The organism is Photobacterium phosphoreum, from assembly GCF_002954725.1.
Lineage (GTDB): Bacteria > Pseudomonadota > Gammaproteobacteria > Enterobacterales > Vibrionaceae > Photobacterium > Photobacterium phosphoreum.
In genome coordinates this window covers 301,368-318,273 of sequence record NZ_MSCQ01000002.1, presented here as the reverse complement: position 1 = coordinate 318,273, position 16,906 = coordinate 301,368, and the positions used below count along the sequence as shown (strand labels likewise).

The 16,906-nt window shown below is 38.9% G+C and carries 6 protein-coding genes; 3 read left to right on the top strand and 3 right to left on the bottom strand.

Features of this window, described 5'->3' with window-relative positions; translation table 11 throughout:
- On the bottom strand, positions 1 to 2,277 hold a 2,277-nt coding region (locus tag BTO21_RS13540), incomplete at its 3' end, for an Ig-like domain-containing protein (protein WP_146107834.1).
- Positions 2,278 to 2,585: 308 nt separating this feature from the next.
- On the opposite strand from BTO21_RS13540, the gene BTO21_RS13535 reads away from it, so the two are divergent.
- Both BTO21_RS13535 and BTO21_RS13530 read left to right on the top strand, forming a co-directional pair.
- A complete protein-coding gene (locus BTO21_RS13535) occupies positions 2,586 to 3,884 on the top strand; it encodes a TolC family outer membrane protein (RefSeq protein ID WP_052672696.1) in 1,299 nt (432 codons plus the stop codon).
- Between the two features lie 8 nt (positions 3,885 to 3,892).
- Positions 3,893 to 4,468: an OmpA family protein gene (locus BTO21_RS13530; protein WP_045031139.1), complete on the top strand. Its 576-nt coding sequence runs from the start codon at positions 3,893 to 3,895 to the stop codon at positions 4,466 to 4,468.
- Positions 4,469 to 4,598: 130 nt separating this feature from the next.
- On the opposite strand, the gene BTO21_RS13525 is transcribed toward BTO21_RS13530, so the two are convergent.
- Positions 4,599 to 5,939, bottom strand: coding sequence for a DEAD/DEAH box helicase (locus tag BTO21_RS13525; RefSeq protein WP_045031138.1), 1,341 nt, complete (start codon positions 5,937 to 5,939; stop codon positions 4,599 to 4,601).
- Between the two features lie 223 nt (positions 5,940 to 6,162).
- Between BTO21_RS13525 and BTO21_RS13520 the strand changes: the two genes are divergently transcribed.
- The gene (locus BTO21_RS13520; RefSeq protein WP_045031137.1) at positions 6,163 to 6,759 is read left to right on the top strand and encodes a DUF2238 domain-containing protein; all 597 of its coding nucleotides are present in this window, start codon (positions 6,163 to 6,165) and stop codon (positions 6,757 to 6,759) included.
- 87 nt (positions 6,760 to 6,846) lie between these two features.
- On the opposite strand, the gene BTO21_RS13515 is transcribed toward BTO21_RS13520, so the two are convergent.
- Positions 6,847 to 16,866, bottom strand: a complete 10,020-nt coding sequence (locus BTO21_RS13515; protein WP_052672695.1) for an Ig-like domain-containing protein — start codon at positions 16,864 to 16,866, stop codon at positions 6,847 to 6,849.
- Between the last annotated feature and the right edge of the window lie 40 nt (positions 16,867 to 16,906).

The window sequence follows — 16,906 nt, the reverse complement described above, 5'->3', positions numbered from 1 at the left end:
GCCTGTTTGTACTGTGGTGGTGTAAGTTTGTGAGCCAACAGTCACTGTTACTGTATCACCTACTTTTACATCGTCACCAACGGTACCGTGAACAGGAATGTCAGTTTTAGCTTCGGCAGCATTAATCACATCATCAGCAGTGATGTTCTCAATGGTGATTGTTGCTGCAATCGTAGTATCAACGGTGTATGGATGCTCGGCATTTGCTGTTGCAGTATTACCCGCAGTGTCTGTGGTGGTAACGGTCGCTTGAACGTCATGACCACCGTTATCAACCAGAACTTTACCCGGAACATTCACTGTCCACGTATTACCCGTTTGTACTGTGGTGGTGTAAGTTTGTGAGCCAACAGTCACTGTTACTGTATCGCCAACTTGAACGTCTGCACCAACGGTACCGTGGACAGGAATATCTGTTTTAGCTTCGGTAGCATTAATGATGTCATCAGCAGTGATGCTATCAATCGCGATCGTAGCTGCAATTGAAGTATCAACCGTATACGGATGCTCGGCATCTGCAGTTACTGTATTGCCCACATCATCGGTAGTTGAGACGGTTGCTTGAACCTCATGACTACCATTATCAACCAACACTTTACCCGGAACATTCACTGTCCACGTATTGCCTGTTTGTACTGTGGTGGTGTAAGTTTGTGAGCCAACAGTCACTGTTACTGTATCGCCTACTTTTACATCGTCACCAACGGTACCGTGAACAGGAATGTCAGTTTTAGCTTCGGCAGCATTAATCACATCATCAGCAGTGATGTTCTCAATGGTGATTGTTGCTGCAATCGTAGTATCAACGGTGTATGGATGCTCGGCATTTGCTGTTGCAGTATTACCCGCAGTGTCTGTGGTGGCAACGGTCGCTTGAACGTCATGACCACCGTTATCAACCAGAACTTTACCCGGAACATTCACTGTCCACGTATTACCCGTTTGTACTGTGGTAGTGTAAGTTTCAGAGCCAACAGTCACTGTTACTGTATCGCCAACTTTTACATCGTCACCAACGGTACCGTGGACAGGAATATCTGTTTTGGCTTCAGCGGCATTAATGATGTCATCTGCGGTGATGTTCTCAATCGCAATCGTAGCTGCAATTGAAGTATCAACCGTATACGGATGCTCGGCATCTGCAGTTACTGTATTGCCCGCATCATCGGTAGTTGAGACGGTTGCTTGAACCTCATGACCACCGTTATCAACCAACACTTTACCCGGAACATTCACTGTCCACGTATTACCAGCTTGCACTGTAGTGGTATAAGTTTCAGTACCAACAGTAACGGTTACTGTATCGCCAACTTTTACATCATCGCCTACCGTACCGTGAACAGGAATATCTGTTTTGGCTTCAGCGGCATTAATGATGTCATCTGCGGTGATGTTCTCAATCGCAATCGTAGCTGCAATTGAAGTATCAACCGTATACGGATGCTCGGCATCTGCAGTTACTGTATTGCCCGCATCATCGGTAGTTGAGACGGTTGCTTGAACCTCATGACCACCGTTATCAACCAACACTTTACCCGGAACATTCACTGTCCACGTATTACCAGCTTGTACTGTGGTGGTATACGTTTGTGAGCCAACAGTAACCGTTACCGTGTCACCAACTTGAACGTCTGCACCAACGGTACCATGAACCGGAATGTCGGTTTTGGCTTCGGCAGCATTAATGATGTCATCTGCGGTGATGTTCTCAATCGCAATCGTCGCTGCAATCGTGGTATCAAAGACTTTAGAATGGCTATTTAATTGTTCATCACCATAAATATTTGTCTGTTTTTCATCTTCAGGATGATAATCCGTATCATGACCAGCAGTAGCAAGCATTTCGTCATTATCATAATTAACAACACTATAGTTTGCTATTGATGAGCTTATATTTTTATCATCAGATAAAGCATCATTACTCTTTTCATTTGTATAAAATACATTATTCGTCATCTCATCCTTATCATTAATACCATGAGAACTTACGTCTACATCATTAATAAAATAAGTATGAAATGATGATTGAACTCGTCCAGAGTCGATCATCTCATCAATATTTTTAATTTCTGCATGATCACTATTTATTAGTTCACTCAAAGAACCATTAGAATTATTAATAGTAACTATAGAATTATCATTTAGTAAAACCAATTGTCCTACTTTTAATTCCATTCCTTTTTCGAGAGGTATTAGATTATTATTATCTCCAATAACGAATCCTTTACCACTAACATCGTTAATAAAAACGTCATCTACTAAATCAATTACTTTCATTATATTTCCTACCTGATCCGGCAGTGTTAATTTATTTATTTTGAAATTTAACAGATAATTTAAACCTGTCAAATAAGGCAATTAATGAAACGTACAATTTTCATACAATTTTTACATATCATCCAAAAAAAGCATTAATTTAAGAGGTGATATCCACAAATGGTATGATATAATTTAAATAAGAGCTTGAAATGTATCAATTAATGTTTTTTTGATGAAATATTTTCATCGTTACGATAATAAATATGAATTGTTTAGTGTGGATAATCAGTCACTATATTAACAAACAAAATCAAGAAATAATAAATATGAAATTAAAGTTAGACTCAACTGCTTTATTAATTGCAGGATTAATTACATCACCTGTAATTTACGCTCAATCCTATGAACAGGCTTTATTACAAACATTAGAAACTAACCCTAACATAAAAGAGTCTTTTCATAACTTCAAAGTAAAAAGTGAAGAAATAGATATTCGAAAAGGAAACTATTTACCATCTGTAAATATCAATGCACAAACAGGCTTTATTAAAGATAGAATACAACCTGATCAATACAATCCAAATCAAGCATCTATAACAATCGACCAGCTTATTTGGGATGGTAATCTAACACTTAATGATATTGATCGAGTTAAAGAAGAGGCTGAAGCTAGTCGCTATGGTTTGTATTCAACAGTTAATGACACAGCTCTCAAAGTTTCTAAAGTTTATCTTGATGTGCTTCAATCTCAAGAGAATGTTTACTTAGCTAATGAAAATAATAAAAATTTAAATACTATATATGAAAATATAAAAAAACGAGTAAATGCAGGTATCGACTCATCAACAGATCTAACACAAGCTCAATCTCGACTTGCACGTTCAGACGCAAGTGTCTTAGCAGCTCAGTCAAATTTGAATGATAAACAATCTCAATTTATTCGAGTTACAGGTCATCGACCTATTGATCTTGTTATGCCTGAAGTAGATCAAGAAACAATACCAAGTAGCCTAAAAATGATGTTAGAAACAGCAAAGGCTAACAACCCAACGATTCAATTAGCATTACATGATATTGAAGCATCAAAGTACAAATATGATCTAACCAAAGGGCATTTTTTACCTAAAATAACACTACAGGCAGGACAAACTTGGGGAGCAGAGAACTCAAGTTCAAATAGTCGAACAAATGAAAGTCAAATAGCGCTTAAAGTAAGTTATAACTTATTTTCTGGCGGAAGTGATATGGCTAGTTCACGTCAAGCTGCCTATGATCTTGAAAAAACAAAAGACATTTATGAAAATTCATTACGTGAATTAAATAATGGTGCTGAATTATCATGGGATGCTTATATCTTATATTCACGTCAGAAATCATTCTTGCAAGATCACGTTTTAGCATCAACAAAAACATTAAATGCTTATAAAAAACAATATCTTATTGGTAAGCGTAGTTTGCTTGATGTATTAAATACAGAAAATGAAGTGTATGAATCTAAACGTAACTATGTTCAAGCTCGATATGGCGAGATTGAAGCTAAGTATCGTATTTTAAATTCAACATCTAATTTACTTAAGGCATCACGTATTAATGTTGATCCTCTCTGGAATCAATCCGTATTATAAGAGTAAAGATGAAACATATTATACTTTTAGCTACAGGACTATTTGTTATTGGGTGTAGCTCAACGATTGACTCATATCCAAAAGATATACCTCACCTTGATCTCAAGGATCGCGATCAAGATGGCGTCATAAATACACGAGATCACTGTCAACAAACACAGACTTTAGACATTATTAATAATAATGGCTGTAGTGCACAAATTATTGATACTAAAGATTATAATTTACATATTTTATTTAATAATGATTCTATTGCTATAAACCATACTTTTGCTCATGAAGTTAAATTTATGGCAAGCTTTATGAAGGAGTACCCTTCTACTAAAGTCGTTATCAATGGATATGCAAGTAAAGTAGGTAATACTAATTATAATCAAGTACTTTCTTTACGTCGTTCCAATGCGGTCAGAAATCTCCTTCTCAGCCATGAGATTGCACCATCCCGTATTTCAATACAGGGCTTTGGTGAAACCGTTCCTATTATTGTTGCATCAAAAGAAAGTGATACTTTAAGTCGTCGAGTAACAGCGTCCCTTATAGGTCAACGTTTAGAATATCTTAAACAATGGAATGTTAAAAAGTAATACCTACTATTATATATTTTTTTAATTGACCAAAAAAATGCCGTTCACTTTAAGTGAACGGCATTAAATATTCTGCTTGTTTTATCTTCGTTATTTATTAATAGCGAATACAATGCTCATACAATAATGATTATTGGTCGTCTTGACTAACATCAGTATTGCGTTTTTTCTTAGGGATAAAGACATCATTACCCACTGCTTGGTTTTCGTAAAAACGCTTATCAACTCTCTTCTTCGCTCTAGGCGCTTGCGCTTGTTTCGCTGCACCTGTCGCATTGGTTGTCGTTTTCTTAACAATTTTCTTCTTCGGTGCAGGTTTAAGACCTTTAAACTTACCAACTAAGCCTTCAATTGTTGTAAACTCAATCTTTTGTTTCAAGAATGCTTCAACCGCTTTAAAGCTTTTCCAGTCTTTAGGGCCAACCAATGATACTGCATCACCTTTGTTACCCGCACGACCGGTACGGCCAACACGGTGAACATATTCTTCTGCGTGTTTTGGCATATCAAAGTTAATCACTAAAGATACGCTATCGATATCAAGACCACGTGATGCGATATCTGTTGTCACTAGAATTTTATGACAATTACGCTCAAACTGGCTCATGATGCTATTACGTTGCGTTTGGTTCAGATTACCACTTAGCGCAACCGCTTTTAGTTTACGTTCGTTCAATTCAGCGGTTAAACGATCAGTATCAGCACGCGTTGCAGTAAAGATGATAACTTGATTGTAATCTTCAACTTCAAGCACTTTATCAAGCAATGCTTGTTTATGATCTAAGTGATCACACAGAATAAAACGCTGAGTAATATCGGTATGTTCTTCTGCTGAGTGACCAATTGAAATACGCTTTGGCATATCCAACATTTCAGATGCAATTGACATTACATCAACGTGATCCATAGTTGCAGAGAACATTAATGTTTGACGACGACGGTGATTTGCCGCTTCGTTAATACGACGAAGTTGTGGTTCAAAACCCAGATCAAGCATACGGTCTGCTTCATCAAGAATAAGCATTTCTAAACCATCAAGGTGTGTACTACGGTGCTCAAGGTGATCGGCAAAACGACCAGGCGTTGCAACCACAAACATTGGGTCATTACGTAATGCTTTTACTTGGTCGTTAAAGTTTTCACCACCAACAATCAAGGTTGCATCGTAAGGAGTACCAGCATTAAGCGTACGTAGTTGTGCGAAAATCTGTTTCGCTAACTCACGGGTCGGCGTTAAAATTAATACGCGAGGATCGCGACGAGTAAATGGCTTACCACGATACATACGCTGCATTGCAGGTAATAAAAATGCCAGAGTTTTACCGGAACCCGTTTTCGACGACGCCAAAATATCTTTGCCTGCAATAGCAACAGGGACGGCCGTTTGTTGAATTTCGGTTGCTCGATCAAACGCCAAATGATTCAGTTTGTTTAGTAGGCGTGCGTCTAAGCCAAGATCTTTAAAATGCAAAATGATGCTCCGGTAAAAACAACTCAATCAATGAGTGTATACTGTCAAATATGATGTATATCACAATATTGTGAAAACATAAGCTGGAAATTATAACACAAACCAATATTAAAAAACCTAAAATAAGTCATTACAGCAGCGTTAACACATTGATAATCTTTCTTGCAATATATGCAGCAAAAACGTTACTCTTTGATGCAATTATTTATTATAAGGAATTGAAATGATTGAAAACAAATACCCTAAATGGTTAGCATTTTGCTATATTATCTTCTTTATTGCACTAGGGCTTAATCCTGCTTTCCGTGCAGTATGGATAGCAGAAGCCATTCCTCTGATTATTGTGTTCTTATTTTTAGTTTTCAGTTACCGCTATTTTGTATTTAGTAATCTCGCCTACACCTTAATGGCGGTATGGTTGGTATTACACAATATTGGTGCCCATTATACCTTTGCTAATGTACCTTTTGATTGGGTTAACCATCTTCTCGATTCTAACCGTAACCATTTTGATCGCTTTGCACATTTTTCGATTGGGTTCTATGCCTTCCCTGTCGCTGAGTTTTTAGTGCGTAAAGGACATTGCAAACCAATTATTGCCGCCCTCTTTGGCTTATTTGCCATTATGGCGACAGCCGCAGCTTATGAAATCGTGGAGTGGTGGTATGCAGCAAGTGCAGGCGGTGAAGCTGGTATTGAGTTTCTAGGCTCTCAAGGTGATATTTGGGATGCCCAAAAAGACATGTTAGCAGATACGTTAGGTGCCATATTCAGTTTAACTATTTTCTTTATAGCTAAAACATATCATAACCAAAAATAACACTTTAATGATATCTAATGAAGTGAGAGGAATAGCATTACTTCGCTATTCCTTTCTATCTATCTATCTATCAACCTTTCGTTTTTATTATTTAATAGTAAACACATCATAATTAAATAAATTGGTAACTATTTCAGTTGTAGATGAGCCAAGATCACTATATACATCAGTAACAGCTTCTAATTTCACTGTATGAGTTACAGAATTATGATCAACCGTTAATGTAATATCACTACTCGTTACAGTTGCTGAAGTTATATTATCAAGTAAACTTGTAATAGAAAGATCCTCATCTAAAACTGATGACATATCAATTTTGTCACCGCTATCAATGGCTTTAATAGTCGTTGCTGATGCTTGAGATGAATCAAGTACATCTAGTTGAAAAATATCATCACCATCACCACCAGATAATATATCATTACCGCCAATTGATATCAGTGTATCATTCCCATTTTGCCCCATGAGAAGATCATTGCCCGTACCGCCATTGATAACATCATTACCACCTGAACCGGCGACAATATCATCGCCAGCATCACCGAAAAGTGTATCAGCTCCACTGTCTGTGTTTGATGAAGTCTCAAACAAATTAGTCTGATTATCATCCACATATTTATATACATCTTGGGTGGTTACATCATTTACAGTAATATTATTTTCATTAGCAACTACAGTAAATAAAATGTCTTTTACTGAGGTGCCATTATCAATTAAATCTTGAAGATGCGAGATATCAGAACCATACTGCAGCATTAACCATTCATTATTTAATGTATCGCCAACAATAATATCATTACCAGCGCCACCATGAATAACATCTAATCCAGTAAGAATATGGTCAAATGCATTATTAAGCGAATCACCAAGTTGAGTAATATCTTTCACTAAAATAACTTTACTATCACCTTCATTATTGGGTAGATAGTCATTACCTAATGATGCAATTTGTCTCACTTCTTCAGGAATAGTATCAGTAACATCAGAACCTATCAGTGTTGGAATAATAATCGGATGATAATAATCTAAATTGTCCCCTGCTAATATTCGAATAAGATCTAAATCTGTACTGCCATCAAGGCCATCTGAGATAAAATAAATAACATTAACATCATCGCTATTAGTAAAACTGTCTATTCCAGCTGCTAATGCCATATTAAAATCATTTGTTGCCCCATAGGCAACCACACCGTTTAATACATCATTAAGCGTTTCTCCATTTGCAGTAATAAATTCTTTATCGACAATATCCCAAAAAAACCGATCATTTTTTTCAATTGTGACGGCAAATGTAATTAATGAGAATTCCATGTTATCAAGTTGTTCTTGGTTTAAAATATTACTGTAGTGCTCAGAAATTTCATGAATAGCATCAATTGCTTGTCCTATACGAGTATTAACATCTAAATCATTATAAGTAAGTGTTTGAATACTGCCATTCGGTAATCTGATGGTTCCATAATATTCAAGTAGCGTATGCAGAAAAGCTTCTGAATAAGCACTATTATAAAAATCAGTTAATTCTTTTATGGTGTCAAATTTACGGAAAACTTCTGTCTCACCAAACTCATTAGTAATAATGATTTCACCCGATGTATAACCATTATTTAAACTTACATTATTAGGATCGATGATAACTTGTGCCATCGATCCTGATGTATCAAGTACTAAACTGACATTAATATTCGGTTGCGATATTAATGAATCACCAATAATGACATCATTATAACCACTACCATTGATAACCTCTGATGCTGAAGTGCCAATAATAACATCGCCCTCTGCACCATATGTTTTATCTGCCTGTGCTGATGCTATATTTTGGTAAGAGTCATTTATTGTAATAGAAGCATGTACATCACCCACAAAACCATTATCACTACTAGGATCAAAATATTGTCCGGCAACAGATGTTGTATAACCTAGGTTGCCATTCGATAGAGTTATCACTACTGTTTCAACTTTTTTATCGCCTAATTGCAGTGTAACGGTATCACCAACTTTCGCATCTCCTCCTACTGTTCCCATTACTGTTATAGGAGTATTGGTATCATACTCAGTACCTGTTATTGGTTTGCCATCATTAATCATATCTATCGTTATTGTGACATCTAAATCTGCCACTTGATATTGATGACTTGCTGTTGCTGTAACTCTATTTCCTGCCATATCTGTCGCAGTAACGGCGGCATTAATATCATCGACAGATGCCGTTGCTAATATGCTACCAGGAATATCAACTTGCCAGACCAATTGACCATTCACTGAGATAACATGAGTAAAATAAGTATGGTCAATAACGGTTACCGTCACTTGATCACCTAATTTCACCCCGCCGCCAACATCCCCATTAATTGTGAGGTCTTGAGTTGCTTCAGATTCATTAATCACGTTGTCTGCTGTGACATTATTAATTGTTATTGATGCATCTAACGTTTTTATTGTGTAAGAATGTTCAGCATTGGCGGTAGCAACATTACCTGCGATATCAGTGGTTGTTACAGTGGCTTTAACATCATCGGTGCCGTTATCCACTAATACTTGACCCAGAACATTCACCGTCCATGTATTACCCATTTGCACTGTGGTGGTATAAGTTTTAGTACCGATAATAATTGTGACTGTATCGCCAACTTTAACATCATCACCAACGCTACCATGTACGGCAATGTCCGTTTTAGATTCTGCCATATTAATAATATTATCGGCGGTAATGTTATCAATAATAATTGAAGCTGCAATACTGGTATCAACGGTGTAAGGATGATCTGCATTGGCGGTAGCAACATTATCTGCGATATCGGTGGTTGTTACAGAGGCTTTAACATTATCAGTACCGTTATCCACTAATACTTGACCCGGAACGTTCACCGTCCATGTATCCCCAGTTTGCACTGTGGTGGTGTAAGTTTGAGTACCGACAGTAATTGTGACTGTATCACCGACTTTAACATCATCACCAACGGTGCCATGTACGGCAATATCCGTTTTAGATTCTGCAATATTAATAATATTATCGGCGGTAATGTTATCAATAATAATTGAAGCAGCAATGATGGTATCAATAGTATAAGGTTTTTCTGTGGTGGCACTCGCTTGATGCCCTGCGCCATCATTAGTGGTCACAGATGCAATAACATCATCACTGCTATTATTAACTAAAACACTACCATCCACATTAACGACCCATGTTTTATCAGCGCTGACTTTAGTGGTATAACTTGTACCATTAATCGTGACAGTAACAATATCATCGGGATTAACATCTCCTCCCACCAAACCTGTTATAGCAACAATACCTTCAGACTCTTGCTTGTTGACAATATTATCGCCTGCTATCGAACTAATAATGATGTCTGCTGTAATTACAATGGTGTAATCTTCGGTCGTTGTCGCGGTGACTTCATGAGGCAATCCATAATTAGTCGTTACTGTGGCAGTAGCTTCATCGGCATGCAAAATATCACGCCCTAACACTTCAACTGACCAAGTATTTCCTGTTTGAACGGTGGTGGTATAATTATGCCCGTTGACGCTCACAACCACCTGATCGCCGACTTGTACATCTTTCCCCACTGTACCTGTAATCGGTAACGTTGACTGATGCGCTTCCGCTTCGGTGATCTTATTATCCCCAGTAATTGGGTTAATAGTAATGCTCGCTTTAATATCAATGGTGTAACTGTGGCTAGTATTTGCAGTGGCCGTATTACCAGCAACATCATGTGCAGTCACGCTGGCACTGATACGATCAACGCCAGCTTGTAATAACGTCTTACCATCCACATCTAACGACCATACCAGTTGGCCATTTTGTTCTAAAACGGTCGTCGTACCCAGCTCCGCACCATCGAGTGACACTGTTACTATATCTCCAGCTTTAACATCATCTCCCACAGTACCGGTAATAACTTGCGAAGAAGAAGATTCAGCCGCAGTCACAATATCATCACCTGAAATAGTGTCGATCACAATTGAAGCTGCAATAGTAATATCAACAGTGTACGGATGGTTAGCATTGGCGGTGGCAACATTACCTGCGATATCTGTCGTCGTCACTGTGGCTTTGACGTTATCGGTGCCGTTATCCACCAGCACCTGACCGGGAACATTCACCGTCCAGATATTTCCTGTTTCTACTGTGGTGGTATAGGTTTGAGTGCCAACAGTAATTGTGACTGTATCACCGACTTTAACATCATCGCCAACGCTGCCATGTACGGCAATATCCGTTTTAGATTCTGCCATATTAATAATGTCATCGGCGGTAATATTATCAATGGTGATTGAAGCGGTAATACTAGTATCAACACTGTAAGCATGTTCAGCATTAGCGGTAGCAGTATTACCTGCAAGATCTGTGATGGTTACTGTGGCTTTGACATTATCAGTACCGTTATCCACCAACACCGGACCGGGAACATTCACCGCCCATGTATTACCTGTTTCTACTGTAGTGGTGTAAGTTTGTGTACCAACAACAATTGTTACCGTATCACCGACTTTAACATCATCGCCAACGCTACCATGCACCGCGATATCCGTCTTAGATTCTGCAATATTAATGATGTCATCGGCGGTAATATTATCAATCGTGATTGAAGCTGCAATAGTGGTATCAACCGTGTAAAGATGGTCAGCATTGGCGGTGGCTATATTACCTGCGATATCGGTAGTCGTTACTGTGGCTTTGACGTTATCAGTACCGTTATCCACCAGCACCTGACCGGGAACATTAACGGTCCATGTATTACCCGTTTGTACTGTGGTGGTGTAAGTTTGAGTACCGACAGTAATTGTGACTGTATCCCCAACTTTAACATCATCACCTACCGTTCCATGAACGGCAATATTTGCTTTAGATTCTGCGATATTGATAATATCATCGGCGGTGATATTATCAATGATGATTGAAGCGGCAATAATGGTATCAACCGTGTAAGGTCTTTCTGTGGTGGCGGTTGCTTGATGACCTGCACCATCATTGGTGGTTACAGAGGCATGAACATCATCACTACTGTTATTGACTAAAGCACTGCCATCGACATCAACAATCCATGTTTTATCAGCATTCACTGCGGTGATATAATCTGTGCCATTAATAGTGACAGTAACAGTATCTCCAACATTAACATCTCCTCCTACCAACCCCGTTATAGGTACAGTCGTTTCGGATTCTTGCTTGTTGACAATATCATCACCCGCTATTGAGCTAATAATAATATCTGCTGTAATTACAATGGTGTAATCTTCAGTTGTTGTCGCAGTTACTTCATGAGGCAATCCATAATTAGTCGTTACTGTCGCAGTTGCTTCGTCAGCATGCAGAATATCACGCCCCAAGACATCAACTGACCAAATATTTCCAGCTTGAACAGTGGTGGAATAATCATGACCATTAACGCTCACCACAACCTGATCGCCCACTTGCACATCTTGACCTACAGTTCCAGTAATAGGTAATGTTGATTGATGTGCCTCAGCTTCAGTGATTTTATCATCCCCAGTTATTGGGTTGATGGTGATGCTAGCTTTGACGTCAATGGTATAATTGTGGCTGGTATCTGCGGAAGCAACATTACCTGCAACATCATGCGCGGTTACACTAGCGCTAATACGATCAACATTTGCTTGTAATAACGTTTCGCCATCTATATCTAATGACCATATTAAATGACCATTTTGATCGATAACCATAGTAGTACCGACAACCGCACCATCTAGTGACACTGTCACTATATCCCCAACTTTAACATCATCGCCAACACTACCTATAATCAGTTGCGAAGAGGAAGATTCAGCCGCGGTAACAACATCATCATGTGAGATACTATCTATCACAATTGAAGCTGCAATAGTAGTATCAACAGTGTACGGATGGTTAGCATTAGCAGTGGCAACATTACCTGCAATATCAGTGGTGGTTACTGTTGCTTTAACATTATCAGTGCCATTATCCACCAGCACATGACCGGGAACATTCACCGTCCATGTATTACCAGCTTGCACGGCAGTAGTATAAGTTTCAGCATCTACTGTCACGGTAACGATATCACCGACTTTAACATCATCACCTACGCTGCCATGCACAGCGATATCGGTTTTGGACTCGGCAATATTAATAATGTCATCAGCGGTGATATTATCGATAGTGATTGAAGCCGCAATAGTGGTATCAACCGAATAAGGATGATCAGCGTTGGCAGTAGCACTATTACCTGCAATATCAGTGGTTGTTACTGTCGCTTTAACATTATCGCTGCCATTATCCACCAGCACATGACCGGGAACATTCACCGTCCACGTACCACCCGCTTGCACAGTAGTGGTATAGGTTCTAGTACCGACAGTGATTATGACGGTATCGCCGACTTTAACATCATCACCAACGCTACCATGTACGGCAATATCCGTCTTAGATTCGGCGATATTAATAATGTCATCAGCGGTGATATTATCAATCGTGATTGAAGCTGCAATAGTGGTATCAACCGTGTAAGGATGGTCAGCATTGGCGGTGGCTGTATTACCTGCGATATCGGTAGTCGTTACTGTGGCTTTGACATTATCAGTACCGTTATCAACAAGCACCTGACCGGGAACATTAACGGTCCATGTATTACCCGTTTGCACTGTAGTGGTGTAAGTTTGAGCACCGACAGTAATTGTGACTGTATCCCCAACTTTAACATCATCACCTACCGTACCATGCACAGCAATATCTACTTTAGACTCTGCGATATTAATAATGTCATCGGCAGTAATGTTATCAATAGAGATTGAAGCAGCAATAATGACATCAACAGTATAAGGCTTTTCTGTGGTAGCGGTCGCTTGGTGTCCAGCGCCATCATTGGTGGTTACAGAAGCATGCACTTCATCACTGCTGTTATTGACTAAAACACTGCCATCGACATCAACAACCCATGTTTTATCAGCACTGACTGTCGTGGTATAACTTATGTCATTGATCGTGACGGTAACAGTATCTCCAGCGTTAACATCACCTCCGACTAAGCCTGTTATAGGCACTGTTCCTTCAGACTCCTGCTTATTAACAATATTATCATCTGCTATCGAGCTAATAATAATACCTGCCGTAATTTCAATGGTGTAATCTTCAGTCGCTGTCGCAGTTACTTCATGAGGCAATCCATAATTAGTCGTTACTGTCGCAGTTGCTTCGTCAGCATGCAGAATATCACGCCCCAACACATCAACTGACCAAGTATTTCCAGCCTGAACAGTAGTAGTGTAATCATGACCATTAACACTCACAACCACCTGATCACCTACTTGTACATCTTGACCTACGGTTCCAGTAATAGGTAATGTTGATTGATGTGCCTCTGCTTCGGTGATCTTATCATCCCCAGTAATAGGATTAATAGTGATGCTGGCTTTGATATCAATAGTGTAACCGTGGCTGGTATTTGCGGTAGCAGTATTACCAGCAACATCATCAATAGTCACACTAGCGCTGATACGATCAACATTTGCTTGTAATAAGGTTTCACCATCAACCTCTAATGACCACACTAACTGACCATCTTGCTCAATGACTGTGGCGGTGCCTAACACATTATTATCCAATGCCACCGTCACGGTATCCCCCGCTTTTACATCATCGCCTACGGTGCCAGTAATAACTTGCAAAGAAGAAGATTCGATAGCGGTAACAACATCATCGTGTGAAATAGTATCAATCACAATCGAAGCGGCAATGGTGGTATCAACGCTGTAAGGATGTTCAGCATTGGCCGTGGTGGTATTACCTGCGATATCGGTAGTTATTACTGTAGCTTTAACATCATCAGTGCCGTTATCCACCAGCACCTGACCGGGAACATTAACTGTCCATTTATCTCCTGTTTTCACTGTGGTGGTATAAGTTTCACTACCCACTATCACAGTAACGGTATCACCGACTTTAACATCATCACCTACCGTACCATGTACAGCAATATCCGTTTTAGATTCTGCAATATTGATGATGTCATCAGCAGTAATATTATCAATCGAAATTGAAGCCGCAATGGTGGTATCAACAGTATAAAGATGGTCAGTATTAGCAGTGGCGATATTACCGACACTATCGGTGGTTGTTACTGTGGCTTTAATATTATCAGTGCCATTATCAACCAATACCTTACCGGGTATATTCACCGTCCATGTATTACCTGCTTGTACGGTGGTACTGTAAACTTGGGTGCCAGCTGTTATAACGACGGTATCACCGACTTTAACATCATCACCAACGGTGCCATGTACGGCAATATCCGTTTTAGATTCTGCAATATTAATAATGTTATCGGCAGTAATGTTATCAATGGTGATTGAAGCCGCAATAGTGGTATTAACGGTGTAAGGTTTTTCTGTAGTGGCTGTTGCTTGATGCCCTGCGCCATCATTGGTGATCACAGATGCATGAACATCATCACTTTTGTTATTAACTAAAGCACTTCCATCTACATCAACAACCCATGTTTTATCAGCGCTAACCTTCGTGGTATAGGTTATACCATTGATCGTAACAGTAACTATATCTCCAGTGTTAACATCTCCTCCGACTAACCCTGTTATTGGAACTTTCGATTCAGTCTCTTGATTATTAACAATATTATCACCAGCTATCGAGCTAATAATAATACCTGCTGTAATTTCAATGGTGTAGTCTTCCGTCGTCGTCGCGGTCACTTCATGAGGCAAACCATAATCGGTAGTTACTGTCGCAGTGGCTGTATCAGCATGTAAAATATCACGTCCCAACACATCAACTGACCATATCTTTCCCGCTTGAACGCTGGTGGTATAATCATGACCATTGACACTAACAATCACCTGATCACCCACTTGTACATCTTGTCCTACTGTTCCGGAGATCGGTAACGTTGGTTGATGTGCTTCCGCTTCGGTGATCTTATCATCCCCAGTAATAGGATTAATAGTGATGCTAGCTTTGACATCAATGCTGTAATTGTGGCTGGTATTTGCGGTAGCAGTATTACCAGCAATATCATCGGTAGTTACACTAGCACTGATACGATCAACATCTGCTTGTAATAACGTTTTCCCATCAACACTTAATGACCATACCAATTGACCATTTTGTTCAATAGCAGTAGTAGTGCCGACAACATCACCATCCAGTGACACCGTCACTATATCTCCTGCTTTAACATCATCCCCTACAGTACCTGTAATAACTTGCAAAGAAGAAGATTCAGCCGCGGTAACAACGTCATCGTGTGAGATACTATCAATCACAATCGCAGCAGCAATGGTGGTATCAACAGTATAAGAATGGTCAGCATTGGCAGTAGCACTATTACCTGCAATATCAGTGGTGGTTACTGTGGCTTTAACATTATCAGTGCCGTTATCAACTAATACTTGACCGGGAACGTTCACCGTCCATGTATTATCTGCTTGCACTGTGGTGATGTAACTTTGAGTGCCGACCAACACGGTAACAGTATCACCAACCTTCACATCATTACCAACGCTACCATGTACGATAATGTCCGTTTTGGATTCTGCGATGTTGATAATGTCGTCTGCAGTAATATTATCGATGGTGATTGAGGCAGTAATGATAGCGCCAACAGTAAACGGGTCTTCAATATGATTAATATGTTCATAACTATCATCTTTTTCATCTGTCTTTTTTATCGGATAATAGGATGTTTCAAAACCAGCAACTGCAAGCATTTGATCATTATCATAATCAATAACACTATCATTAGTTATTGATGAACTTATATCTTTATCGCTCTTTTCTTGCTCTAAATTTAATGTTTCGTTATTGGATAATGGAAGTGATAAATTATTAATTAATTCATTATAAATTGGCAATTGAATACGATTAGAATCGAGTAAAGTATTAATATCAATAAATTCAACCTGATCACTATTTAATAAGTTAATCGATGAACCACTAACACTTTCAATAGTAACAACAGTATTATTATTTAAGAATACGATTGTTCCCACTTGTAATACTATTCCATTTTCCAAGACAGATAATCTATTATTTCCATTAATAATAAAACTTTTCCCATTAATGCTTTCAATCTTAATGTCGCCTAATAAATTAATGACTTTCATTATATTCCCCACCTAAATCGGCAGTTTTCATTGATTTGCT